This is a genomic window from Paraburkholderia caffeinilytica (assembly GCF_051027425.1).
In the GTDB taxonomy this organism is placed as follows: Bacteria; Pseudomonadota; Gammaproteobacteria; order Burkholderiales; family Burkholderiaceae; genus Paraburkholderia; species Paraburkholderia caffeinilytica_A.
In genome coordinates, this window is sequence record NZ_CP186552.1 from 2,818,589 (window position 1) to 2,844,281 (window position 25,693).

The 25,693-nt window shown below is 61.8% G+C and carries 22 protein-coding genes; 3 read left to right on the forward strand and 19 right to left on the reverse strand.

All coding sequences use genetic code 11. The features are described from left to right. Positions 1–78: 78 nt before the first annotated feature. The 3 genes from ACOSV0_RS12390 to ppsA all read right to left on the reverse strand — a co-directional run bounded on the left by ACOSV0_RS12390 (position 79) and on the right by ppsA (position 4,138). Positions 79–1,011 carry an SPFH domain-containing protein gene (locus ACOSV0_RS12390; protein ID WP_434106475.1) on the reverse strand — a complete coding sequence of 311 codons (933 nt, stop codon included), beginning with the start codon at positions 1,009–1,011 and terminating at the stop codon, positions 79–81. Between the two features lie 105 nt (positions 1,012–1,116). Further along, complete coding sequence (locus ACOSV0_RS12395; RefSeq protein WP_434106476.1) at positions 1,117–1,572, reverse strand: NfeD family protein; 456 nt, start codon at positions 1,570–1,572, stop codon at positions 1,117–1,119. A gap of 160 nt (positions 1,573–1,732) precedes the next feature. Continuing rightward, positions 1,733–4,138, reverse strand: coding sequence for a phosphoenolpyruvate synthase (gene ppsA, locus ACOSV0_RS12400; RefSeq protein ID WP_434106477.1), 2,406 nt, complete (start codon positions 4,136–4,138; stop codon positions 1,733–1,735). Positions 4,139–4,688: 550 nt separating this feature from the next. Between ppsA and ppsR the strand changes: the two genes are divergently transcribed. Continuing rightward, positions 4,689–5,504 carry a posphoenolpyruvate synthetase regulatory kinase/phosphorylase PpsR gene (gene ppsR / locus ACOSV0_RS12405; protein ID WP_054035190.1) on the forward strand — a complete coding sequence of 272 codons (816 nt, stop codon included), beginning with the start codon at positions 4,689–4,691 and terminating at the stop codon, positions 5,502–5,504. Between the two features lie 89 nt (positions 5,505–5,593). Here ppsR and ACOSV0_RS12410 read toward each other — a convergent pair whose 3' ends face one another. The 16 genes from ACOSV0_RS12410 to rpsB all read right to left on the reverse strand — a co-directional run bounded on the left by ACOSV0_RS12410 (position 5,594) and on the right by rpsB (position 21,844). Beyond that, the gene (locus ACOSV0_RS12410; protein ID WP_434106478.1) at positions 5,594–6,376 is read right to left on the reverse strand and encodes a TrmH family RNA methyltransferase; all 783 of its coding nucleotides are present in this window, start codon (positions 6,374–6,376) and stop codon (positions 5,594–5,596) included. Between the two features lie 61 nt (positions 6,377–6,437). Continuing rightward, entirely contained in the window at positions 6,438–7,199 is a 762-nt protein-coding gene (gene rnhB / locus ACOSV0_RS12415) for a ribonuclease HII (RefSeq protein WP_434106479.1), read from the reverse strand. Beyond that, entirely contained in the window at positions 7,196–8,365 is a 1,170-nt protein-coding gene (gene lpxB, locus ACOSV0_RS12420) for a lipid-A-disaccharide synthase (RefSeq protein WP_434106480.1), read from the reverse strand. Before lpxB ends, rnhB begins: the two co-directional genes overlap by 4 nt. Before the next feature lie 3 nt (positions 8,366–8,368). Further along, positions 8,369–9,157 (reverse strand): acyl-ACP--UDP-N-acetylglucosamine O-acyltransferase, encoded by a 789-nt coding sequence (lpxA, locus tag ACOSV0_RS12425; protein ID WP_434106481.1) that lies wholly within the window; start codon positions 9,155–9,157, stop codon positions 8,369–8,371. Positions 9,158–9,250: 93 nt separating this feature from the next. Beyond that, a complete protein-coding gene (fabZ, locus tag ACOSV0_RS12430) occupies positions 9,251–9,715 on the reverse strand; it encodes a 3-hydroxyacyl-ACP dehydratase FabZ (RefSeq protein ID WP_408209799.1) in 465 nt (154 codons plus the stop codon). A 205-nt stretch (positions 9,716–9,920) separates the two neighbouring features. Then, entirely contained in the window at positions 9,921–11,024 is a 1,104-nt protein-coding gene (gene lpxD, locus ACOSV0_RS12435; protein ID WP_434106482.1) for a UDP-3-O-(3-hydroxymyristoyl)glucosamine N-acyltransferase, read from the reverse strand. 122 nt (positions 11,025–11,146) lie between these two features. Continuing rightward, a complete protein-coding gene (locus tag ACOSV0_RS12440) occupies positions 11,147–11,683 on the reverse strand; it encodes an OmpH family outer membrane protein (RefSeq protein ID WP_183082010.1) in 537 nt (178 codons plus the stop codon). A 92-nt stretch (positions 11,684–11,775) separates the two neighbouring features. Beyond that, entirely contained in the window at positions 11,776–14,088 is a 2,313-nt protein-coding gene (bamA, locus tag ACOSV0_RS12445) for an outer membrane protein assembly factor BamA (RefSeq protein WP_434106483.1), read from the reverse strand. 67 nt (positions 14,089–14,155) lie between these two features. Beyond that, entirely contained in the window at positions 14,156–15,541 is a 1,386-nt protein-coding gene (gene rseP / locus ACOSV0_RS12450) for an RIP metalloprotease RseP (protein ID WP_434106484.1), read from the reverse strand. A gap of 7 nt (positions 15,542–15,548) precedes the next feature. Next, positions 15,549–16,754: a 1-deoxy-D-xylulose-5-phosphate reductoisomerase gene (locus tag ACOSV0_RS12455; protein WP_434106485.1), complete on the reverse strand. Its 1,206-nt coding sequence runs from the start codon at positions 16,752–16,754 to the stop codon at positions 15,549–15,551. 10 nt (positions 16,755–16,764) lie between these two features. After that, on the reverse strand, positions 16,765–17,586 hold the full coding sequence (locus ACOSV0_RS12460; protein ID WP_408223654.1) for a phosphatidate cytidylyltransferase: 822 nt from the start codon (positions 17,584–17,586) through the stop codon (positions 16,765–16,767). Next, positions 17,580–18,362, reverse strand: coding sequence for a polyprenyl diphosphate synthase (gene uppS / locus ACOSV0_RS12465; RefSeq protein ID WP_179732656.1), 783 nt, complete (start codon positions 18,360–18,362; stop codon positions 17,580–17,582). Before uppS ends, ACOSV0_RS12460 begins: the two co-directional genes overlap by 7 nt. Before the next feature lie 63 nt (positions 18,363–18,425). Beyond that, on the reverse strand, positions 18,426–18,986 hold the full coding sequence (frr, locus tag ACOSV0_RS12470; RefSeq protein ID WP_012433445.1) for a ribosome recycling factor: 561 nt from the start codon (positions 18,984–18,986) through the stop codon (positions 18,426–18,428). A 100-nt stretch (positions 18,987–19,086) separates the two neighbouring features. After that, positions 19,087–19,800, reverse strand: coding sequence for a UMP kinase (pyrH, locus tag ACOSV0_RS12475; RefSeq protein WP_115780232.1), 714 nt, complete (start codon positions 19,798–19,800; stop codon positions 19,087–19,089). A 217-nt stretch (positions 19,801–20,017) separates the two neighbouring features. After that, on the reverse strand, positions 20,018–20,899 hold the full coding sequence (gene tsf, locus ACOSV0_RS12480) for a translation elongation factor Ts (protein ID WP_434106486.1): 882 nt from the start codon (positions 20,897–20,899) through the stop codon (positions 20,018–20,020). Positions 20,900–21,091: 192 nt separating this feature from the next. Further along, positions 21,092–21,844 carry a 30S ribosomal protein S2 gene (gene rpsB, locus ACOSV0_RS12485; RefSeq protein WP_054035183.1) on the reverse strand — a complete coding sequence of 251 codons (753 nt, stop codon included), beginning with the start codon at positions 21,842–21,844 and terminating at the stop codon, positions 21,092–21,094. Between the two features lie 428 nt (positions 21,845–22,272). Between rpsB and map the strand changes: the two genes are divergently transcribed. Together map and ACOSV0_RS12495 are read left to right on the forward strand one after the other, a co-directional pair. Continuing rightward, entirely contained in the window at positions 22,273–23,082 is an 810-nt protein-coding gene (gene map, locus ACOSV0_RS12490) for a type I methionyl aminopeptidase (protein WP_434106487.1), read from the forward strand. 31 nt (positions 23,083–23,113) lie between these two features. Then, positions 23,114–25,693, forward strand: a complete 2,580-nt coding sequence (locus ACOSV0_RS12495; protein ID WP_434106488.1) for a [protein-PII] uridylyltransferase — start codon at positions 23,114–23,116, stop codon at positions 25,691–25,693.

Sequence of the window (25,693 nt, forward strand, 5' to 3'; positions counted from 1 at the left end):
CTGCGATTCCACAAAAATTCAACAAAAAATGGCCCGCTTATTTTGCGGGCCATTTTTTTCGGCAGGGAAAAACGTCAATCAGCGCACGTCTGTCGCGCCCTTCCCCTTGTTCACAATGGTCAGCGCCGACGCAATCATCGAACTCATATCCGCCAGGTTGCCCGGCACGATCAGCGTGGTGCCCTGCTTCGCCAGGTTAGCGAATGCGTTCACATACTGCTCGGCCACCTTCAGGTTCACTGCTTCCATCCCGCCGTTCGACTGGATAGCCGCAGCAATCTTCTGAATCGCCTGGGAGTTAGCTTCCGCCACCGCCAGGATTGCCGCGGCTTGCCCCTGGGCCTGATTGATCGCCGCCTGCCGTTCGCCTTCGGACTTCTGGATCGCCGCTTCGCGCCCGCCCGAGGCGATATTGATCTGCTCCTGCTTACGCCCTTCGGATGCCGCGATCAGCGCGCGCTTCTCGCGCTCAGCGGTGATCTGCGCCTGCATGGCATGAAGAATTTCCTTGGGCGGCGTCAGGTCCTTGATCTCGTAGCGCAGCACCTTGACGCCCCAGTTCGACGCCGCTTCATCGAGCGACGACACAATGCTGTGGTTGATGAAGTCGCGCTCCTCGAACGTCTTGTCGAGCTCGAGTTTGCCGATCACCGAGCGCAGCGTGGTCTGCGACAACTGCGTAATCGCAAACACGAAGTTGCTCGAGCCGTACGATGCCTTCATGGGATCGGTGACCTGGAAATACAGCACGCCGTCCACCTGCAGCTGCGTGTTGTCGCGCGTAATACACACCTGGCTCGGCACTTCGAGCGGAATTTCCTTGAGAATGTGCTTGTACGCAATGCGGTCGACAAACGGAAACGCAAAGCTCAGACCCGGCGTCAACGTGCGGTGATAGCGGCCGAGCCGCTCCAGCACCCACGCATGCTGCTGCGGCACGATCTTGAGCGTCTGCGCCGCCAGTACGATCACGATAAGCAGAAGCACCGCCCCGACAATGGTTGAATCCATTACTGTCCTCCGGTCCGTAGTTCGAATGATTGTGCGTGGTTCTGTGCACGCGTTGGTGCAGGATTTCGCGTTGGTGCAGGATTTCATATCCGCACGGATGCGTGCTCAGGCCACCGTTGCCTTGGTTTTCTCCTGCCGACTGGCCACGACAACGAGGCAACTGCCGCGCATCTCGGCGATTTCATAGAGCTGCGCGTCTTCGGGCTCGCCGGCGGCCAGTTCCACGTCCCACGCAGCACCGCGATAGTTGGCGCGCGCCCGGCGCTCGTGCCACGCCGGCACGGTCAGCGTCTGACCGATGTCCAGATTGACGTCCGGGTTCTTCGACGCCTCTTTGCGCGTTCTGCGGCCAAAGCGCGAACGTCTGAGCAACAGAACGGCCGCCAGCGCCACGACCGCGGCAATCGCGAATTGCAGATCGGCGGCGGCGCCCGCCAGTTGCGCAATGGCAGCCGCAATGCAGCCCAACGCGATCATCAGCAAATAGAAGGTGCCGCTGATCAACTCCAGCACGACAAGCACACCCGCCCCGATCCACCAGAACAATCCACCTGGCGCCATGTTGATCTCCACAAAGCAAAACACCCCGGATCTACCGGGGTGTTTATAGCACGAAGCGGGTGCATTTTACTGGGCGGTGCAGCACGCTTTCACGTGCTTTTGACGTACCGCACCACCCTTTATGCAAGCCGCTTATCGGGCACCTGCCCCGCGCCTGTTTTTACTTCGCTAGCGATTTCGCCAACTGCTGCCACGTCTCGACGATCGAGTCGGGGTTCAGCGAAATCGACTTGATGCCTTCATCGGTCAACCATTGCGCGAAATCCGGATGATCCGAAGGACCCTGCCCGCAGATACCGACGTACTTGTTCAAACGCAAGCAGGTTTCAATCGCACGCTTGAGCATGAACTTGACGGCCGGATCGCGTTCGTCGAAATCGACTGCCAGCAGTTCCATGCCCGAATCGCGGTCGAGGCCGAGCGTGAGCTGCGTCAAGTCGTTCGAACCGATCGAGAAGCCGTCGAAGAATTGCAGGAATTCTTCGGCGAGAATCGCGTTCGACGGCACTTCGCACATCATGATCAGGCGCAGATTCTTCTCACCGCGCTTCAGGCCGAACTTCTCCAGCAGCCCGACCACGCGCTCCGCCTGCTTCAGCGTACGCACGAACGGCACCATGATCTCGACGTTGTCGAGGCCCATCTCTTCACGCACCTTCTTCAGCGCGATACATTCCATCTGGAACGCTTCGGCGAAGTCGTCAGCGATGTAACGCGATGCGCCACGGAAGCCCAGCATCGGATTTTCTTCGTCCGGCTCGTAACGCGAACCACCGATCAACTTCTTGTACTCGTTCGACTTGAAGTCCGACAAACGCACGATCACGGGCTTCGGATAGAACGCTGCTGCGATCGTTGCGATGCCTTCGGTCAGCTTGTCGACATAGAACGCGCGCGGCGATGCATGGCCGCGCGCCACGCTTTCCACGGCCTTCTTCAGGTCCTGATCGATGTTCGGGTATTCGAGAATCGCCTTCGGATGAACGCCGATGTTGTTGTTGATGATGAACTCGAGCCGCGCCAGACCCACGCCTGCATTCGGCAGTTGCGAGAAGTCGAAGGCCAGTTGCGGGTTGCCGACGTTCATCATGATCTTCACCGGAATCGGCGGCAGTTCGCCGCGCTGCACTTCGGTGATTTCGGTTTCAAGCAGGCCGTCGTAGATCTTGCCTTCGTCGCCTTCCGCGCACGACACGGTCACCAGCGCGCCGTCCTTCAGCACGTCGGTCGCGTCGCCGCAGCCGACCACGGCCGGTACGCCCAGCTCACGCGCGATGATCGCCGCGTGGCAGGTACGGCCGCCACGGTTCGTGACGATCGCGGAGGCGCGCTTCATCACCGGCTCCCAGTTCGGGTCGGTCATGTCGGCCACCAGCACGTCGCCCGGCTGCACACGGTCCATTTCCGACGGATCGTGAATCACGCACACCGGACCCGCACCGATCTTCTGGCCGATCGCGCGGCCGGTAGTCAGCACGTTCGATTGGCCCTTCAGCTTGAAGCGTTGCTCGGCCTTGCCCGCTGCCTGGCTCTTCACCGTTTCCGGGCGCGCCTGCAGGATGAAGATCTTGCCGTCGCGGCCATCTTTGCCCCACTCGATGTCCATCGGACGCTCGTAGTGCTTTTCAATGATGACGGCGTATTTCGCGAGTTCGATCACGTCTTCGTCGGTGATCGAGAAACGGTTGCGCTGTTCGTGCGCGACGTCGACGGTCTTCACGCGGCCCTCTTCGCCGGCCTTGGTGAACTCCATCTTGATCAGCTTCGAGCCGATCGAGCGGCGGATGATCGGGTACTTGCCTTGCGCGAGCGTGGTCTTGAAGACGTAGAACTCGTCCGGATTCACGGCGCCCTGCACGACCGTTTCACCCAGGCCGTAGCTCGACGTGATGAAGACGGCGTCCTTGAAGCCCGATTCCGTGTCCAGCGTGAACATCACGCCAGCCGCGCCGACGTCCGAACGCACCATGCGCTGCACACCCGCCGACAACGCGACTTCAGCGTGGGTGAAGCCCTTGTGGACGCGATAGGAGATCGCGCGGTCGTTGTACAGCGACGCGAACACGTGCTTCATGCGATCGAGCACCTCGTCGATGCCGACCACGTTGAGGTAGCTTTCCTGCTGACCCGCGAACGATGCGTCCGGCAAGTCTTCTGCCGTTGCCGACGAACGCACGGCAAACGACAACTCTTCAGGCGAGCTGTTTTGCAGGGTGTCGAAACCTGCGCGGATATCCGCTTCGAGGCGCGGCTGCATCGGGGCGTCGACGATCCATTGACGGATCTCCTTGCCCGCTTCGGCGAGCGCCTTCACGTCGTCGACGTCGAGCGTTTCGAGGCGTTTGGCGATGCGTTCGGTCAGATTGTTGTGATGCAGGAAGTCACGGAAAGCCAGCGCCGTAGTGGCGAAGCCAGTCGGCACGCGCACGCCTGCTTCGGCGAGCTGACTGATCATCTCGCCAAGCGACGCGTTCTTGCCGCCGACAATCTCCACATCGGTCATCCGCAACTGCTCGAACGGAACTACATACGCCTCTTCCTTTGCGACGGTAACTGCGTTAGTCATACAAGCCCCTAAGTGTGAAAGAAATTCACGGCTGTGCAAGTGGGCTTGAACGCGAGACACCCATTGGAAGCGTGACCTCGCGTCTTGCACAACCTGTTGGAGAAGCAATCGCTGCAAATGGCCGCGCGGGCTGAAAAGCACCCGACCCACGGCATAGGTAGCGGATGGACGAAATTACCGATCGATCCACCCTATTCGCTCTATTTGCTGCAAGTTACCGGCGTAAAGCGTGATGTTGACCGACCGTTCAGGGTAAGTTAGACGCCAATCGCCTGCAATTGCTTATCCAACAGGTTGCCGCTATTCTACCGTGCCGACTCCCAAAATGTGACAGTCGGACGAGAATTGCGCCTCGAATCGCGCCCCGGACCGGCTGACGGGCTCTTGCGAGGCTTTCGCGAGGCCCCGCCGCCATCCGGACGCAATTGCGGTGCCCACGGCGCGCTGAAATGACGCTGCTGCAATCCCCGGTTAGCCACCGTGCAGCCACGTCAATGCAGCGATGTTTCATTCGAGCGTTTTTCCCCGCTCACGTTCCCCAGCCCCACTGATGCCGCCCACCGTATTCATCGTCTCCGACGGTACCGGGATCACTGCCGAAACCTTCGCGCATTCGATCCTCTCCCAGTTCGACCAGAAATTCCGTCTGGTTCGCGTGCCCTTCGTCGACTCGACGGAAAAAGCCTACGCCACACTAGAAAAAATCAACGAAGCGATCCAGCAGGACGGCCGCCGTCCGATCGTCTTCACGACGCTGGTGGACAGCGCGTCGAATCAGATCGTCAAAGGTTCGAATGCGCTCGTGCTGGACATGTTCCAGACCTTCGTCGAGCCGCTCGAGCAGGAACTGGAGCTCAAGTCGAGCCACGCAATGGGTCGCGGCCACCAGAATGCGGATACTGAGGAGTACAAGAACCGGATCGAGGCGATCAACTTCTCGCTCGCCCACGACGACGGTCAGTCAAACCGGAATCTCGCCGATGCCGACGTGATTCTGGTCGGCGTATCGCGCAGCGGCAAGACGCCGACGAGCCTGTATCTGGCCATGCAGTACGGTGTGAAAGCAGCCAACTATCCGCTGATTCCGGAAGACTTCGAACGCGGCAAGCTGCCCACGCCGCTATTGGCGCATCGGCAGAAGATGTTTGGTTTGTCGATCGATCCGCAGCGGCTGTCGGAAATCCGTAACGAGCGCCGGCCGGGCAGCAAGTACGCCGCGCCGGAAAACTGCCGTTACGAGATCAATGAGGCCGAAGCGATGATGCGGCGTGAAGGGGTCAAGTGGTTGTCGTCGACGCACAAGTCGATCGAAGAGATCGCGACGACGATCCTGCAGGAGATCAAGCTGGACCGGCCGGCTTATTGAGCGGCGGCCTGTTCTGGAGATACGTTTCTGGAGATACGCGTGACATGAGTGGAGATGGATGCCGCGCCGCTCATGTCACGTCGTTGAAGTCACGCGCGACGCTGCTGGCGGCATTGTTCGAACACACAGACAGCCGCCGCAGCCGCCACGTTCAATGATTCCATGCCGCCCGGCTGAGGAATCGTCACCCGCAGCGACACCGCCTCGCGCCAGGCCTGCGACACGCCCGCCCCTTCGTTGCCGAACACCCACGCGAGCGGCCCGCTCAGATCGCAGTCGTAGATCGCTTCGGCACCGTGCGAATCGGTAATGACAATCGGCACCGCCAGGCGCTCGATTAGCGCCTGCGTCTCGACATCTTCGTGGATCTGCAGCAGAAAGTGCGCGCCCATGCCCGAGCGCAATACCTTCGACGACCATGCGTATGCCGTACCCGGCGCGCAAAACACCTGCTGAATACCGGCGGCGGCCGCGCTGCGCAGAATCGAACCGACGTTGCCGGCGTCCTGCACTCCATCGAGTACGAGGCAGGTTTGCGTGACCTGCTCCGGCAGCGGCGTATCGAGCTTTTCGACCAGCAGCAGAATCCCGACACCGTGCACGACGTTCGACAACTGGCCGAACAACGCATCAGGCAGCGTGACGATGTGCTGCTCGTCGATACGCGACACGATGGCCTGCGCTTCGTCGTGGCGCAACGCACCCTCGGTGACGATGCACATTTCCGGCTGCCCGGCGACGTCGAGATAGGCGCTCGCGAGATGGAAGCCTTCGAGCAGCGCGTGGCCGCTGCGACGCTGCTGATGCGTCGAACCGGCCAAGGCCTTCAGGCGTTTGTAGAGCGGATTGTCCCGCGAGGTGATGGCTTTCACAGGCAGCGAAGACAGTGAGAATGAGGAAAGAGTTGGCGACGCGCCAGACTACATAAGGCGCTCAGGCGCCGCTACGTTCGCCGAAGGCGTCGTCGTCGAGCATGGCGCCGGTGTGGGGGCCGGACACGACAATCACATCGCCCGCCGGCCGCTTCAAAACCGTGCCGAAGCGCAAATGCGCTTCACGGACCGGTGCGAACGAACGCCGATGATGCTCACAAGGCCCATGTTCGCGCAACGCCGCGAGATGCTGCGGCGTACCGTAGCCGGCATGCGCGTTAAAACCGTAGACCGGATAGGCTTGATGCAATTCGAGCAGCATCCGGTCACGCGTAACCTTGGCGAGAATCGACGCAGCCGAAATGCTCTTCACCAGCGCATCGCCGCCAATCACCGCCTCGCTGCGAATGCTCAGCGTCGGGCAGCGATTGCCGTCGATTTTGACGAGTGTCGGCACGACCGGGAGGCCTTCGACGGCCCGCTTCATCGCCAGCATCGTGGCATGCAGGATGTTCAGCGTGTCGATTTCTTCGACAGAAGCCGACGCGATGCAGTACGCGAGCGCCCGATCGACGATCTTGTCGTACAGCTCGTCGCGCTTTTTGGCGGTGAGCACTTTCGAATCGTCGAGACCGCGAATCATCGGCTTCGACGGATCGAAAATCACCGCGGCAGCGACCACCGGGCCGGCCAGTGGTCCACGCCCGGCTTCGTCGACGCCGCAGACGATGTCATCCGGTGTCTCGAAGTCCATGCCGACCTGCTGCGCCGCCGCGCCGGCAGCGGTCGCAGCCTTGCGGCGTGGCGAACGCGCCGTGGTCACGGCCGCGCCTTCCGATTTTCGATGACGCTCGCCACGACTTCCGCCGCACGCTGGGCAGTGTTCTGCTTCAGCACGTGATGCATCTCCGTGAAGATTTCCGTCAGCGTGCGCCGGTTGGCTTCGTCGCGCAACTGTTTCAGCGTGGCTTCGGCCAGCGCCTGCGGCGTGGCGAAGTGCTGCAGAATTTCCGGCACCACGAAACGTCCCGCCAGAATGTTCGGCAGACCGACGTACGGCAGATAGCCCTGGCGGCGCATGATCTGGCCGGTCAACCAGGGCACCTTGTACGAGATCACCATCGGCTTTTTAAGCAGCGCGGCTTCCAGCGTGACCGTGCCGCTCTTGACGAGGATCGCATCGGCCGCCGTCATCGCGAGTTGCGACTGACCGTCGGTGATGGTCAGCGCGAGACCGGGATGCGCATCGACCAGCGGGCGCAACATTTCGCGCAGCGCGGGCGTAGCCGCCGGCATCACGAAACGCAAGCCGGGTTCCTGGTGCTGCATCATCTCCATCGCGGCAAAGAACGTCGGGCCGATCAGATCGATCTCCGAGCGCCGGCTGCCTGGCAGCACCGCAATGATCGGACCGCTTTCCGCGAGGCCGAGCGTGCGGCGCGCGCCGAGCGTATCGGGCACGATCGGAATCTCGTCGGCAAGAGGATGGCCCACGTAGGACGCCGGCACACCGGCCTTTTCCAGCAGCGCCGTTTCGAACGGGAACACGCACAGCATGTGGTCGACCGCCTTGGCGATCTTCTTGATGCGGCCGCCCCGCCACGCCCAGATGGACGGACAAACGAAGTGAACGGTCGGAATGCCCGCTTCGCGCAACGGATGCTCGAGGCCGAAGTTGAAATCGGGTGCATCCACACCGACGAACACCGACGGCGGCTCGGCCAGCAGTTGGCGCTTCAGTTCGTTGCGAATGCTGAGGATTTCGGGAATATGCCGCAGTGCTTCGACATAGCCGCGCACCGTCAGTTTTTCCATCGGCCAGTGGGCGTCGAAGCCCGTGGCGATCATGCGCGGGCCGCCGATCCCATAATACTGGGTACCGGCGGGCAGACGGCTCGCGAGGCCGTCGAGCAGCGACGCCGCCAGCAAGTCGCCGGACGGCTCGCCAGTCACCATCGCGACACGCAGCGGACTCGGGTTCAATGCCATCGCTTAGCGGATGATGCCGCGTTGTGACGCTTCGACGAACGCGAGCAGCGCTTGTACCGGCGCATCGCCATCGCCACCCGCGGATGCGAGTTCGCGCAACTGCACCTTCGCTTCTTCCAGCGACAGGCCGTTCTTGTACAACAGGCGGTACGCCGAGCGCAGTGCCGAAATCGCGTCCGCGGAGAAACCACGGCGGCGCAGACCTTCGACATTGATACCGTGCGGTTCGGCCTTGTTGCCGGCGGCCATCACGTACGGCGGGACGTCCTGCACGAGCGCAGAAGCGCCGCCCAGCATCGAGTGCGCACCGATGCGCACGAACTGATGCACGCCCGACATACCGCCGATGATCGCGTGATCGCCGACGATCACATGGCCGGCCATCTGCGCATTGCTCGACAGAATGACGTTGCTGCCGACGTGGCAGTCGTGCCCGATGTGCACGTAGGCCATGATCCAGTTATCGTCGCCCAGCGTGGTGACGCCCGAATCCTGCACCGTGCCGGTGTGGATCGTGGTGAATTCACGGATCGCGTTGCGATTGCCGATCACGAGCCGGGTGGGCTCGTCCTTGTACTTCATGTCCTGCGGGCGGCCGCCGACCGATGCGTAATGACCGATCCGGTTGTCTTCGCCGATCGTGGTGTGACCTTCGATCACGCTGTGTGACCCGACCGTGGTCCGTGCGCCGATCGTCACATGCGCGCCGATGACGGCATACGGTCCGATTTCGACGGATTCGTCGAGTTGCGCGCCCGGTTCGACGATCGCAGTGGGATGAATCCTGCTCATGCGTCCTCGCTTCTGATTCTGTTGCGTTGTCTGGATGGGCGTAGCCGGAGGCTTGCAGGGCTCAGGTGAGCCGCTGACTGCCCGGAAACCGGCTTAAACGTCTTTGTCCGTGTGCCGCACCGCGCACATCAGGTCGGCTTCCGCCGCCACGGCACCATCCACTTCGGCGCGCGCCTTGAACTTCCAGATGCCGCGCATATGACGCTCGAACGTGCAGTTCAGGATCAACTGATCGCCCGGTTCCACCACGCGCTTGAAGCGCGCATTGTCGATGCCCACGAACAGGTACAGCGTGTTCGACGGATCGCTCGGCTCCTCCGAAAACGTCAGCAGCGCAGCCGTTTGTGCGAGCGCCTCGAGAATCAGCACGCCGGGCATCACCGGACGGGTCGGAAAGTGACCCTGGAAATACGGTTCATTGATCGACACGTTCTTCAACGCTTTGATGCTCTTATGCGGCTCAAGTTCGAGCACCCGGTCAACCAGCAGAATTGGGTAACGATGCGGCAGCAGCGTGAGAATCTTGTGAATGTCGAGATTGATTTTTTCGGTGCTCATGGTGTTTCTACTCACGCATTGACTGCGCGGTGATGACTGCGGATGCTGGTGCAGGTGGGTTGGTAACGCGTGCTGCCGGCGCTTGCCGCGACCCGGAGGCCATGCCACCCGGTCACGGCAACCGACTTTGCTTCGTGATGCTTGCCCGCTATTTTACGCGGTGCCGGCAGGTTGCCCTACGATTGCTCTGCGAATCGGCCTGATATCAGGCTTTGTCGCCTGCGGAATTACTTGCTGCATGGGCCGGCTTGCTTGCCGAAGCGGCATTTTCGAGCGCCTTGATACGGTCCCGGAGTTTGTCGATATTGCGCAGCAAAGCGGCGCTTTTGTTCCAGTCAGCATGGTTCACAGCCGGGAAAGCGCTGGTGTACATGCCGGGCTTCAGCAACGACTTCGACACGCCCGACTTCGCCGTGACGATCACATAGTCCGCCAGCGTGACGTGACCGGCGATCCCGACTGCGCCGCCGATCATGCAATGACGGCCGATCGTGGTGCTGCCCGCGATGCCCGCGCAACCGGCGATCACCGTGTAAGCACCGACCTTGCAGTTGTGACCGATCTGCACGAGGTTGTCGATCTTCACGCACTCTTCGATGATCGTGTCGGCCATGGCGCCACGGTCAATGGTCGTGTTCGCGCCGATTTCGACGTCTGCCGCGATCGACACACCGCCGACCTGCGGAATCTTCACCCAGTTGCCGGTACGCGCATCGCCTTCACCCACGAAATCCGGAGCGAAGCCGAAACCGTCCGAACCGATCACCGCGCCCGCGTGCACGATCACGCGCTCGCCGAGCTTGCAGCCGTGGTACACGGTCACATTCGGATACAGATGCGAGCCCGCGCCGATCCGCGTGCCGCGGCCGATCACCACATTGGCATCCAGACGCACGTTTTCGCCGATCACCGCGCCCGCTTCCACCGTGACACGCGGACCGATCACCGCGCTCGCGGCGATCTGAGCGGACGGGTCGATCGTCGCGCTCGCGTGCACGCCAGGCACAGCCTTGGGCGCTGCCATGTCGATGAAAGTCTGCGCGACGCGCGCGAAGTAAGCGTACGGATTCGGCGTGACGATGAAGTTACGGGCGTCGCGGGAGGCCAGCTTCGCGAGGTCGTCAGCATTGATCAACACTGCGCCTGCACGGGTCGTCTCGACCTGCGATAGATACTTCGGATTGGCGAGGAACGCCAGCTGGTCCGGACCTGCCTGGTCGAGCGGCGCCAGACTGCCGACGCGCTGCGAACCGTCTCCGACTACTTCACCGCCGAACTGCCGGACGATGTCCTCGAGCGTAAATGCCATGCCTATCCTGTCTCCTATCCCATGCAAGATGGTTGCTGCACAATCAGTTCAACTTGTCAGATCTACAGCCGCGCGCTGCGAACCAGCTTACGATGCCGGCAAGCCGGCAACCCACGGCGCGTTCAGTTGCCCGACGCCGCCAATGCCTTGAGCACCTGATCGGTGATGTCGATGCGCGGGCTCACGTACACCGCTTCCTGAACGATCAGGTCGTAGTGCTGCTGCTCGGCGATCTGCTTGATCACCTTGTTGGCCCGGTCGAGCACCGCCGCCAGCTCCTCGTTGCGGCGCTGGTTCAGGTCCTCGCGAAACTCGCGTTGCTTGCGCTGGAAGTCCGTATCCAGCTGCGACAGATCGCGTTGCTTCTGCGCGCGATCGGCGGCCGACATCGACGCGCCGTTCTTGTCGAGCGAGTCGGACATCGACTTCAGCTTCTGCGCCATATCGGCCAGATCCTTGTCGCGCTTGGCGAACTCCGCCTCGAGCTTGACCTGTGCAGCCTTCGCGGCAGCCGATTCACGCAGGATGCGGTCCGAATTCACCGCGGCGATCCGGGCTTCCTGCGCGTGCGCTACCCCCGCTACTCCGACGCCCAGCGTCATTGCCAGCGCGAACGCACACGCCACACGTTTCGAAAACATACCGGTTAGCAAAGTCATCCTCTCGATACTGTAGTTTGGCCGGGCCCGCCGCCGGGAGCGGCCCATAATCGGGCCACCAACCGCCGGCCGCCGGGTCGCCGGCCGCCTGATCAGAACGCTGTCCCGATCTGGAACTGGAACTTCTGATACTGGTCGCCGGTATGCTTCGTGAGCGGGAAGCCCAAGCTGAGCTTGAGCGGGCCGATCGGCGATATCCAGGCAAGACCGACACCATAGCCATAACGCAGGCCGTTCGCGCCATTCGAGGTAGCGGCGCTGCTTGCATCTGCCCAAACGTTACCGGCGTCAAGGAACGTAAACACACGCAGCGTGCGATCATACCCCGTGCCCGGCAACGGGAAAGTCAACTCGATGTTACCCACCAGCAGTTTCGAACCGCCGATCGGGTCATTCGTCGTAGCGTCGCGCGGACCCAGCGAACTCGGCTCGTAGCCTCGCACCGAGCCGATACCACCAGCGTAGTAGTTCTTGAAAATCGGGTATGGCTTCCCGCCCATGCCCTTACCGTAGCCGCCCTGGAAGTTGAAACCCAGCACGAAGCCGCGCGCAAACGAGTAATAGTACTGCGCGTTGATGTCGGCCTTGTAGTACTGCGTGCCGCCGATCGGCGTGCCGTATTCGGCATTGGCCTGCGTGAAATAACCGCGGCTCGGCACCAGTGCGCTGTCGCGTGCGTCGCGCGACCAGCCTACCGTAATCGGTACGTTGTTCGACACACGTCCAAAATCGGCAACGTACTGCTTATAGGACGCCGGCGTGTTCGCGTCGATGTCCAGCTGGTTCTGCTCGAGACCGGCACCGAAGTACACCGTGTCGACTTCGGAGAACGGAATACCGAACTTCAGGTCACCGCCGATCGTGACGATCTTGAAGCTCGAATCCGTCGAGTAGTACAACGGCTGATACGTACGGTAGTAGACGTCGGTGATCCGCTTGATGCCGTCGACCGTGAAGTACGGGTCGACCTGCGTGACCGTCAACGTACGGTACGTCTTGGCGGTATTCACGTTCACCGCGAGACTCGTACCCGAACCGAACACGTTGTCCTGCGATACGCCTGCGGAGAGCACCACCTTGTCGGTCGACGAGAAGCCCGCACCCAGCGTGATTGCGCCGGTCGGCTTTTCGGCCACCTTGACGTCCACATCGACCTGGTCCGGCGTGCCTTCCACCGGCACCGTGGTCACGTCGACATCGGTAAAGTAGCCGAGGCGGTTGATCCGGTCTTTCGACAACGCGAGGCGGTTCGAATCGAACCACGAGCTTTCGAGCTGGCGCATTTCGCGGCGCACCACTTCGTCGCGCGTACGTGTGTTGCCGACCACGTTGATGCGGCGCACGTACACGCGGCGGCTCGGATCCACTTGCAGCGTCAGGTCGACCTTGTGGTGTTCCTGATCGATCTGCGGCTGCGCGTTGACCGTGGCGAACGCATAGCCGTATTCGCCGAGTTTGTCGACGATCGCCTTGGTGGTGGCTTGCAGCTTTTCAGCCGAGAAGCGGTCACCCGCTTTGATCTTGATGAGCCTGGTCAACTCCGGCTCGCGGTCGAGCAGGTTACCGGCCAGCTTGATGCTGTTGATCGTGTACGGCTCGCCTTCGTGCAGCGTGACCGTCAGATACATGTCCTTCTTGTCCGGCGAGATCGATACCTGCGTCGAGTCGATGTTGAACTCGAGGTAGCCGCGATTCAGGTAATACGAGCGGACGTTTTCGAGGTCGCCGGTGAGCTTGTCTTTCGCGTACAGGTCGTTCTTGGTGTACCACGAGAACCAGTTCGGCGTGGACAGCTGCATTTCGTCGCGCAGCGTACCCGTGCTGAACGCCTTGTTGCCGATGAAGTTGATCTGGCGGATCTTCGCGCTCGGCCCTTCAGCCACCGAGAACAGTACCGACACGCGGTTGCGGTCGATCGGCGTGATCGTGGTGGTGACTTCGGCGGCGTAGTAGCCACGTGTCAGGTACTGGCGCTTCAGTTCCTGCTCGGCCTTGTCGACGAGTGCCTTGTCGTAGTAACGGCCTTGCGACAAACCGACCGCGCGCAGCGCCTTGGTCAGGTTGTCCTTGTCGAACTCGTGAATACCGGCGAAGTCGATCGTGCCGATGGCCGGACGTTCCAGCACCTGCACGATGACGACATTGCCTTCAGTCGCGATCTTGACGTCGTTGAAGAAGCCCGTGGCGTACAGCGCGCGAATGGCTTCAGAAGCCTTGTCGTCGCTAAACGTGTCGCCCTGCTTGATGGGCAGATAGGCGAACACGGTACCAGGTTCGACGCGTTGCAATCCCTCGATCCGGATGTCTTGCACCACGAAGGGCGATGTTGCGTGAGCAACCAGCCCATGCGCGGCAAACGCCGCGGCTATAACCGTCTTTGGAACAAAGCGATGAGGTTTAAACAACGTGCTTCCCCAGTGTGTATAGCTGCATCAGGTCGGGCGGTCGCCATCGTGAACGCCGCCAGACACTTTAAAAATGGATTAAACGAGCCAGATCGTTGAACAGCGCAATCGCCGACAACGCGACGATGCAGGCGAGACCCGCCCTCTGAAAAACGAGTTGCCAGCGATCGGAGACAACTTTGCCGGTTACAGCTTCAACCAAATAATATAACAGATGACCCCCGTCCAATACCGGAATTGGTAACAGGTTCAGTACGCCGAGGCTAATACTGACAAGGGCCAGGAACGACAGGAATGCAGATGGACCTAGACGTGCGCTCTTTCCTGCGTAATCCGCGATCGTGACAGGTCCGGAAAGATTCTTGAGCGATGCCTCGCCGACAATCATTCGCCCGAACATCCGCACCGAATAAACCGCCAGATCCCACGTACGGCGTGCGCCCAGTTGCAGACTTTCGAGCGGCCCGTAACGCACGTCGATCGACGGCACCTGGGTGGCGAGTTCCGCGCCGATACGGCCGATTTGCTGCCCCGTCGCGTCATCACGCTGCGACTGCGGGACGATGCGAACGTCTTCCAGCTTGCCCGCCGCCGCCCCGCCACGCTCCACTTGCAGCATCACGGGCGTGCCGGCGTGCGATTTTACATAAGCGATGAAGGCCGTGGCATTGTCTGTAGGAATCCCGTCGACCGCGCGAAGACGGTCGCCCACCGCAAGGCCGGCCTTTTGCGCCGCGCTACCCGGCTGCACGCCCGCGACCGCAAGCTTGCCACCACCCGGCTCGAAACCGAGATGTGACATAAAGTCGTCGTCGACGTCTTTCTCGGTGATACCGCGCAGATCCAGCTGGAAATCCGAGGTGCCGTGAGCATCTTTCGCGCTCAGCACAACGCGCTTGTGATCGAATGCCGCGCCCAGCAATTTCCAGCGCAGATCGGACCACGAGCGCACGTGCTCGGATTCGCCGGCGTTCTCCGCGCGCACCGCAACAATCGTTTCGCCACCGTCGAAGCCGGCCAGCGCCGCCGGCGTATTCGGCGCGGGCGCGGCCACCACAGCCGCAGGCTCCGTCACGCCCGTGGCGAACACAAGGGCGAACAGCACGATGGCAAGCAGGAAATTCGCGACCGGGCCCGCCGCGACAATCGCGAAACGACGCCACACCGACTGCCGGTTGAACGCATGCGGCAAGGCTTCAGCGGGAATCGGCGCCCCGCCAGTTTCGCGCTCGTCGAGCATCTTCACGTAGCCGCCAAGCGGCAACGCTGCAATTGTCCATTCGGTGCCCGACTTTGGGCTCACCCATTGGAACAGCGGCTTGCCGAAGCCGATCGAAAAGCGCAACACCTTGACACCGCACAAGCGCGCCACACTGTAGTGCCCGTACTCGTGGACGACCACAAGTACGCCAATCGCGACCGCGAAGGCAAGCAGTTCGATCAGCAGATTCATAGGCGCCTCACTGGACGGCGCGTTCCGTGCGACGGGCGCTGACCGGCAGGCGCGCGATGAAGTCGGCGGCGGCGCGGCGCGCGGCGGCGTCGGCCTCGATCACGTCTTCGAGCGCATGCGCGCTGGAGTTCGGCAACGCGTTGAGTACGGCGTCGACGACCTGAGCGATCGCCATGAAACCGATCTGACGCGACAGAAACGCTTCAACCGCGACTTCGTTCGCGGCATTCAGGGCCGCGCTCGCCAACCCACCCTCGGCCAACGCCTTCACCGCGAGAGCGAGACACGGGAAGCGTGTGTAGTCCGGTTTTTCGAACGAAAGCGACGCGACCTGCAGCAGATCGAGTTGCGCCACCCCCGAATCGACGCGATCCGGAAATGCCAGCGCGTGAGCAATCGGCGTGCGCATGTCGGGATTGCCCAGTTGCGCGAGCACCGACCCGTCGACGTACGACACCATCGAATGAATCACGCTCTGCGGATGAATCAGCACCTCGATACGTTCGCCCGGCAAATTGAACAGCCAGTGCGCCTCGATCACTTCGAGGCCCTTGTTCATCATCGTGGCGGAGTCGACCGAAATCTTGCGGCCCATGACCCAGTTCGGATGCTTGCAGGCCTCGTCAGGCGTGACGTCGACCAGCGTGGCCGGTTCGCGCGTGCGGAACGGACCGCCCGAAGCGGTCAGGATGATCTTCGAGACGCCGCCGTGCAGCGCGGCTTCGCGCGGCAGGCATTGGAAAATGGCGTTGTGTTCGCTGTCGACCGGCAGCAGCACGGCGCCGTTGTCGCGCACCGCGTCCATGAAGATCGCGCCGGACATGACCAGCGCTTCCTTGTTGGCAAGCAGAATACGCTTGCCGGCACGCGCGGCAGCGAGACTCGGCGCAAGGCCGGCCGCGCCGACGATCGCCGCCACCACCGTATCGCAGCCGGCGCTCTCCGACACGTCGACGAGCGCTTGCGGTCCATACGTGACTTCCGTCTTGCAGCCCGCTTCGCGCAGTTTCGCGGCAACACGCGCGGCGGTATCGGCATCGCCGACTACTGCGACTTCAGGCTGAAAGCGCAGGCATTGCTCGACGAGCTTGTCGCCGTTGCGATGCGCCGTGAGCGCGTAAACCGAAAAGCGCTCGGGATGACGCGCGACGACGTCGAGCGTGCTGTCTCCAATCGAGCCCGTTGAACCGAGCAATGTCAGACGTTTTTGCATATCTCTTTCTCTAGCCGAGCAGCAGCATGGCAAGCGGCAGCACCGGCAACAAGGCGTCGATGCGGTCGAGTACGCCACCGTGCCCAGGCAACAGGCCGCTTGAATCTTTCACTCCGGCCTGGCGTTTCATCATTGATTCGAACAGGTCGCCCACCACGCTGAATGCCACCAGCAGGGTCAGTGCGAGCAGCGTACGCACGGCGCCCAGTTGCGCCAGCAGCGCAGAATACAGGGTCGGCTCGAACGCGTGCAAAAAGACCGCCGCCGCCGCGACGATCATCACCACCAGCCAGCCGCCGATCGCGCCCTCCCAGGTCTTACCCGGGCTGATGGCAGGCGCCAGCTTGTGCTTCCCGAAAGCCTTTCCAGAGAAGTATGCGCCGATATCGGCCAGCCATACCAATAGCAGCAGCGACAGCACAAACGGCACGCCCTTCATGCGCGCGGCGACGAGAGCATGCCAGCACGCGACAAATACCACAATGCCGGCAAGGAATAGAAACGCACGCCAGGCGCCTTGCGCGAGGGTCGGCTTGCGCAGGAGCACATACGGCCCCGCAATCACCCAGAAAATCGCGGCCGCCTGAAAGAGCGGCCGGGGTTCCTCGACGCCGGTACCGAGACGCGTGCTCGCGACCAGCGCAACGGCGGCCACCAGCGCGTACACGATCGGGCCCGCGCCGCCCAGCTTCAGCAGGCGCGCCCATTCCCACGCAGCGAACACGACGACGAACGCGATCAGCGCGCCGAACGCGCCCACCGGCGCGAACAACGTGACCGGCAGGAACACCGCCAGCAGGATGATCGCCGTGATGACACGGGTCTTTAGCATGGAAGCGAATCGACGTTTTGCGACTGCGGCTCGAGTTGAGCACTGGTACGGCCGAAGCGGCGCTCGCGCTCCGCGTAGGAAGCGATGGCATGGCCGAGCGCTTCCGCGTCGAAATCCGGCCAGAAGGTGTCGGTGAAGTAGAACTCGGTGTAGGCGAGCTGCCACAGCAGGAAGTTGCTGACGCGACGCTCGCCGCCGGTGCGGATAAACAGATCCGGCTCCGGCGCATAGGCCATCGACAGGTGTTCGGCGAACGAGTCTTCGTTGACCTCGACCGCCTTGCCCGCCAGCGCCGATTGCTCGGCAAGCTTGCGGGTGGCCTGCATGATGTCCCAGCGGCCGCCGTAGTTGGCGGCGATGGTAAGGGTGAGACGCGTATTGCGCGCCGTTTTGGTTTCCGCGCGCTTGATCAGGTCGCGGATGCGCGTATCGAATCGGGACAGATCGCCAACTACGCGCAAACGGATGCCGTTCGCGTGCAGCTTGCCGATCTCGCGCTCCAGCGCGGTGACGAAGAGGCGCATCAGGAACGACACTTCGTCGTTCGGGCGGCGCCAGTTTTCCGAGCTGAAGGCAAAGAGCGTCAGATATTCGACGCCCTGCCGGGCGCACGCTTCGACGGCCGCACGCACCGCGTCGACGCCGCGCGTATGGCCGGCCACGCGCGGCAGACGGCGTTGGGTTGCCCAACGGCCGTTGCCGTCCATGATGATCGCGATATGTCGCGGCACCGCGGCGACATCAGGCACGCGCACGGTTGAGCTGGTATAGGTCATGGCCGTCGGGACAGTGACTGCAAAAAAGAAGTGGAAATCCTGAAGGTACGAAGCCGTGCGGCCTCAGACCGTCATGATCTCGGCTTCTTTGGTCACCACAAGCTTGTCGATTTCCGCGACGAACTTGTCCGTCAGTTTCTGAACGTCGTCACCTGCACGGCGCTCGTCGTCTTCAGAAATTTCCTTGTCTTTCACGAGCTTCTTCAGTTGCTCGTTTGCGTCACGGCGCAGGTTACGAACAGCAACCTTGGCCGTTTCCGCTTCGCTCTTGACCACTTTGGTCAGTTCGCGGCGGCGTTCTTCGGTCAGCGCGGGCATCGGCACGCGGATCACGTCGCCTTGCGTAGCCGGGTTCAGACCGAGGTCCGATTCGCGGATCGCCTTTTCGACGACCTGAACCATCTTCTTTTCCCACGGCTGTACGCCGATCGTGCGGGCGTCGATCAGCGTCAGGTTCGCGACCTGCGAAATCGGCACCGGCGAACCATAGTAATCACACTGGATGTGATCGAGCAGGCCCGTATGCGCACGGCCCGTGCGGATCTTCGACAGATCGTTCTTGAACGCGTCGATGGAACGCTGCATCTTTTGTTCAGCGCCCTTCCTGATATCAGCCACAGACATTTTTAAACCTCCGAACCTTCAAAACGGTGCGAGCCGGCCAGCGCGCGCACTATGCGGCGGCCTGGGCCCGCGTTAAAGCCCACGTTATGTGAACGAGAGTTTACACGTGGACGAGGGTGCCCTCGTCCTCGCCTTGTACGATGCGCTTGAGCGCACCCGGCTTGACGATCGAAAACACCCGGATCGGCAGCTTCTGGTCGCGGCACAGCGCGAACGCCGTGGCGTCCATCACCTGCAGATTGCGGCCGATAGCTTCGTCGAAGCTGATCGTGGCGTAACGGGTCGCACTCGGGTCTTTCTTGGGGTCGGCCGAATATACGCCGTCCACCTTGGTGGCTTTCAGCACGACTTCCGCGCCGACTTCCGAGCCGCGCAGCGCGGCGGCCGTATCCGTCGTGAAGAACGGGTTACCGGTACCGGCCGCGAAAATCACGACTTTGCCTTCTTCGAGCTGGCGAATCGCACGCGGACGGATGTAAGGCTCGACCACCTGGTCCATACGCAGCGCGGATTGCACGCGCGCTTCGATACCGGCGTGGCGCATTGCGTCCTGCAGCGCCAGCGCATTCATCATGGTGGCCAGCATGCCCATGTAGTCGGCCGTGGCGCGATCCATACCGGCCGCGCCGCCCGCGACGCCGCGGAAAATATTGCCGCCGCCGATCACCACGGCCAACTGCGTTCCGAGACGGACCACTTCGGCCACGTCCGCTACCATTCGTTCGATGGTTGCGCGATTGATGCCGAAGGCATCGTCGCCCATCAGAGCTTCACCGGAGAGTTTGAGCAGGACGCGTTTGTAGGCAGTGGGCATAGGGGTATCCAGATCGCGCAGAACAGGGCAACAACAAGGGACTAATGTAGGGGTGAAATGCTGATTCGGGCAAGCGTCGCCAAATTGACAAACCCTGGGGTTCGCCAGCGGCGTGCGCCACGAGGGTCACCCGCGCGCAGCCTTGCGGCGCCGCCGACCGCGGCAGAGTCTTGCTCCGCCGCGGGTCCAACGGTACTAACTGAAGCTTAAGCGATGCTTATTGTTGCTTTGCAGCAGCGACTTGAGCGGCCACTTCAGCTGCGAAGTCGTCCTGCTTCTTCTCGATGCCTTCGCCGACCACGAACAGCGCGAACTTCTGCACGCTCGCGTTGCCGGCCTTCAGCATCTGTTCGATTGTCTGCTTGTCGTTCTTAACGAACGTCTGGTTCAGCAGCGACACTTCCTTCAGGTACTTCTGCACGCTGCCGTCGACCATCTTGGCGACGATTTCAGCCGGCTTGCCCGATTCAGCAGCCTTCTGCTCAGCAATGCTGCGTTCCTTGGCGATCAGATCCGCCGGGACGTCGTCCGACGACAGCGAAACCGGCTTCATGGCGGCGATGTGCATTGCCACGTCCTTGCCGACCTGCTCGTCCGCACCGGTGTACTCGACCAGCACGCCGATACGCGTGCCGTGCAGGTACGCTGCCAGCTTGTTCGAGGTTTCGAAACGCACGAAACGGCGGATCGACAGGTTTTCACCGATCTTGCCGACCAGCGCGAGGCGCACTGCGTCGACCGTCGAGCCGTCCAGCGGCAGCGCCGACAGGGCAACGACGTCAGCCGGGTTTTGCGTAGCGACCAGTTCAGCGATCGTCTTCGAGAATGCCAGGAAGTCGTCGTTCTTCGAAACGAAGTCGGTTTCGCAGTTCAGTTCGACCAGCGAACCCGCGTTGCCGCCGATGAACGATGCGACCACGCCTTCAGCCGTCACGCGCGACGCTGCCTTGCTGGCCTTGTTGCCCAGCTTCACGCGCAGCAGCTCTTCAGCGCGCGCCATGTCGCCGTCGGCTTCCGTCAGCGCCTTCTTGCATTCCATCATCGGCGCGTCGGTCTTTGCGCGCAGTTCTGCAACCATGCTTGCGGTAATTGCCGCCATCATTTGCTCCTTGAGTTCCGTCTGTCACACGCCGCCCGGACTTCGATACCGGCGGCAAGAATTCGTTTCAACGTCGCACGTATTTTTTACGGACTACGTTTCAGCACTACTCACAGCACACCACTATTTTGTCGCGGCTTAAAAAAAGGGGGCCTGTAGAAAGCCCCCTTTTTTGCCGGACACGGGGCAGCTTTACGCTTCCGAGTTGACCTCGACGAACTCGTCGCCGTCGCCACCACGGGCAGCTTGCACCACTTCGTTGACCGCATTAGCACGGCCTTCGACGATCGCGTCAGCCACGCCAGCCGTGTACAGAGCGACAGCCTTCGAAGCGTCGTCGTTACCCGGGATCACGTAGTCGATGCCTTCCGGCGAGTGGTTCGTGTCGACCACGGCGATGACCGGAATGCCGAGCTTGTTCGCTTCGGTAACGGCAATCTTGTGGTAGCCGACGTCGACCACGAAAATCGCGTCCGGAATACCGCCCATGTCCTTCACGCCGCCGATCGATTTTTGCAGCTTGGCCATTTCGCGTTCGAACAGGAGCGCTTCTTTCTTGCTCATGCGTTCGGTTTCGCCGGCTTCCAGCGATGCTTCCATGTCCTTCAGGCGCTTGATCGAGACCTTCAGCGTCTTGAAGTTGGTCAGCATGCCGCCGAGCCAGCGCGCGTTGACGTAAGGCATGCCAGCGCGTTGTGCTTCTTCAGCGATCGTGTCGCGCGATTGACGCTTCGTGCCGACGAACAGGATCGTGCCGCGATTGGCTGCCAGTTGACGCGCGTACTTCAGCGCGTCGTTGTACATCGGCAGCGTCTTTTCGAGGTTGATGATGTGAATCTTGTTGCGATGACCGAAAATGAAGGGGGCCATCTTCGGGTTCCAGAAGCGCGTTTGGTGACCGAAGTGGACACCGGCTTCCAGCATTTGACGCATGGTAACTGCCATGAAAATCTCCGCGAGGGTTGGGTCTTAAGCCGGCTGCCGTATCGGCCGCGCTGCCAGTTGTGCTCTTTAAGCTTCTGGCGAAACGCGACGGACACCCTGGGTGCGCCGGCTTGCGAGTCTGCTGCCTTGGTGCCGCTGCTTTGGCACCGCCTTCCCCGTAGCGCAGGCAACTATCGCCACAGGGGTCTTTCCCGCCAGTTTGCGCCCATTAGAACAGCAATAAAGCAACAAAATAAGACAGGGATCGACTTAGCCAAAGATTATAGCACGCGACTATCGGTCGACTCAACCCGCACGGTAGCGCCCGCTTGCCGCGCCCAGGTTGCACCTCTGCGCTCGCCGTCTTATTGCAAAACACCGGCAAAACCCTGCGGCAGCCCGAATATGGTGCGATAATCTTGCAATAAATCGCATTTCAGGCCCGACTCATGGCTATTACGCTCAAAAACGAACACGATATCGCGCAGATGCGCGTCGCTTGCAAGCTCGCCAGCGAAGTGCTCGACTACATCACACCGTTCGTTGCTGCCGGCATCACGACCGGCGAACTCGACCGGCTGTGTCACGAATACATGCTCAAGGAACAAGGCACGGTCCCGGCGCCGCTGAATTATCAGCCGCCCGGCTATCCGCCTTACCCGAAAGCCACCTGCATTTCGGTGAACGACGTGATCTGTCACGGCATTCCGGGCGACAAGACACTGAAGAACGGCGACGCGCTCAATATCGACGTCACGGTGATCAAGGAAGGCTATTTCGGCGACACCAGCCGGATGTTCATCGTCGGCGAAGGCTCGATCATGGCAAAGCGCCTCGTGCAGACCACCTTCGAATGCATGTGGCTCGGCATCGATCAGGTGCGCCCGGGCGCCCATCTCGGCGACATCGGCTACGCGATCCAGAAGCACGCCGAAGGCCAGGGCTACAGCGTGGTGCGCGAATATTGCGGCCACGGCATCGGCACGGTATTCCACGAAGACCCGCAGATTCTGCATTACGGCCGTCCCGGCACCGGGCTCGAATTGCAGGCCGGCATGATCTTCACGATCGAGCCGATGATCAACGCCGGCCGGCGCGACATCCGCACCATGCCGGACCAGTGGACCGTCAAGACCAAAGACCGCAGTCTGTCGGCGCAGTGGGAACACACCATACTCGTCACCGAAACCGGTTACGACGTGCTGACCGTCTCAGCCGGCACGCCCGCGCGTCCGCCGGTTGTCGCAGTTTCAGCCTGACCGACTTCCGACCTCGCCCGCCCGCCTGCCAATGAGTAGTGTTCCAGCCATCGCCCATTCCCATGCCACGTCGCTCAAGGCGGACTATAAAGTGGCCAAAGCCCAGTTGCTGGAACGCTTCAAGACCGCCTCCAACGTCGACTCGCTGATGGCCGCGCTGGCGCGCGCCACGGACGAGTCGCTGCGGGCCGCCTGGAACACCTGCGAACTGCCGCCCGACCTGGCCCTGCTGGCTGTCGGCGGTTACGGGCGGGGCGAACTCGCGCCGCATTCCGACATCGATATTCTGGTTCTGCTGCCCGACACGCCCATCGAGCATCTCGAAGCGCGCATCGAACGCTTTATCAGCCTCGCATGGGATTTGGGACTCGAACTGGGCAGCAGCGTGCGCAGCGTGTCGCAATGTCTCGAAGAAGCCGCCAACGACGTCACCGTGCGCACCTCGCTGCTCGAGGCACGGCGCATTACAGGCAGCGCCCCGCTCTTCGACAACTTTTCGAAGCGCTATCGCGAAGCGCTCGACCCGCGCGCGTTCTTCCAGGCCAAGGTGCTGGAAATGCGTCAGCGGCACGCCAAGTTTCAGGACACGCCGTATTCGCTCGAACCGAACGTCAAGGAAAGCCCGGGCGGCCTGCGCGATTTGCAACTGATTCTGTGGATTACCCAGGCGGCGGGTTTCGGCAGCAGCTGGCGCGAACTCGAAGCGCGCGGCCTGATCACCGAGCGCGAAGCGCGCGAACTGCGCCGCAATGAAGGCTTCCTGAAAACGCTGCGGGCCCGGCTGCATGTGATCGCCGGCCGCCGCCAGGACATTCTGGTGTTCGACCTGCAAACGCCCGTGGCCGAAAGCTTCGGCTACAAGCCGACGGCCACCAAGCGCGCCAGCGAACAGCTGATGCGCCGCTATTACTGGTCCGCCAAAGCGGTGACGCAGCTCGCCACCATCCTGATCCAGAACATCGAAGCGCAGCTTTTCCCCAACACGAGCGGCATCACGCGCGTGCTGTCGGACCGTTTCGTCGAGAAGCAGGGCATGCTGGAAATCGCCAGCGACGACGTATTCCAGCGCGAGCCGAACGCAATCCTGGAAGCTTTCCTGCTCTACGAACAGACGCCAGGCGTGAAAGGTTTGTCGGCGCGCACGCTGCGCGCCATCTACAACGCCCGCGACGTGATGGACCAGCACTGGCGGCGCGATCCGGAAAACCGGCGCCTGTTCATGGACATCCTGAAGCAGCCGGCCGGCATCACGCACGCGCTGCGTCTGATGAACCAGACCAGCGTGCTCGGGCGCTATCTGCTGAACTTCCGGCGCATTGTCGGACAGATGCAGCACGACCTGTATCACGTCTACACGGTCGATCAGCACATCCTCATGGTGTTGCGCAATCTGCGCCGCTTCGCGGTGGCCGAGCATGCGCACGAATATCCGTTCTGCAGCCAGTTGATCGTGAGCTTCGACCGGCCGTGGGTGCTGTACGTAGCCGCGCTCTTTCACGATATCGCCAAGGGCCGTGGCGGCGACCATTCCACGCTCGGCATGGCCGATGCGCGGCGCTTTTGCCGCACCCATGGCATCGAGGGCGAAGATGGCGAACTGGTGGTGTGGCTGGTCCAGCAGCATCTGACCATGAGCCAGGTCGCGCAAAAGCAGGATACGAGCGACCCGGAAGTCATCAAACGGTTTGCCGAACTGGTCGGCAACGAGCGCTGGCTGACCGCGCTTTACCTGCTGACGGTAGCCGACATTCGCGGCACCAGCCCGAAAGTCTGGAACACGTGGAAGGGCAAGCTGCTGGAGGACCTGTACCGCGCCACCCTAGCGGTGCTCGGTGGTGCCCGGCCTGACGCGCATTCGGAACTGAAATCACGCCAGGAAGAAGCGCTTGCGCTGCTGCGCCTCGAAACCGTGCCGGAAGGCGCGCAAAAGGCGCTGTGGGACAAGCTCGATATCGGCTATTTCCTGCGCCACGACGCCGCGGATATCGCGTGGCAAACCCGCGTGCTGTACCGGCACGTCGAGACCACGACGCCGATTGTGCGGGCGCGTCCGTCGCCGATCGGCGAAGCCCTTCAGGTGCTGGTGTACGTGAAAGACCAGCCCGATCTGTTCGCCGGTATTTGTGCGTATTTCGACCGCAATGGCTTGTCGGTGCTCGATGCGCGGGTCAGCACGACCCGTCACGGGTACGCGCTCGATAATTTCCTCGTCGCGCATACCGAAGAAGACGTGCATTATCGAGATATTGCCAATCTGGTCGAACAGGAACTGACCGCACGCCTCACCGGTGACGGCACCCTGCTTCCGGGACCGTCGAAAGGCCGTTTGTCACGGCTGTCGCGGACCTTCCCTGTTACGCCGCGCGTCGATCTTCGGGCCGACGAGCGCGGCCAATATTACATCCTGTCCGTGTCCGCGAACGACCGGCCAGGCCTTCTTTATTCGATCGCGCGCGTGCTGGCCGAGCACCGGGTCGGCGTCGCGTCGGCACGGATCAATACGCTCGGCGAACGCGTCGAAGACGTGTTCCTGCTGGACGGACACGGTCTGTCGGACAACCGCCTGCAAATTCAGGTCGAGACCGAGCTGCTGCGCGCGATTGCAGTGTGA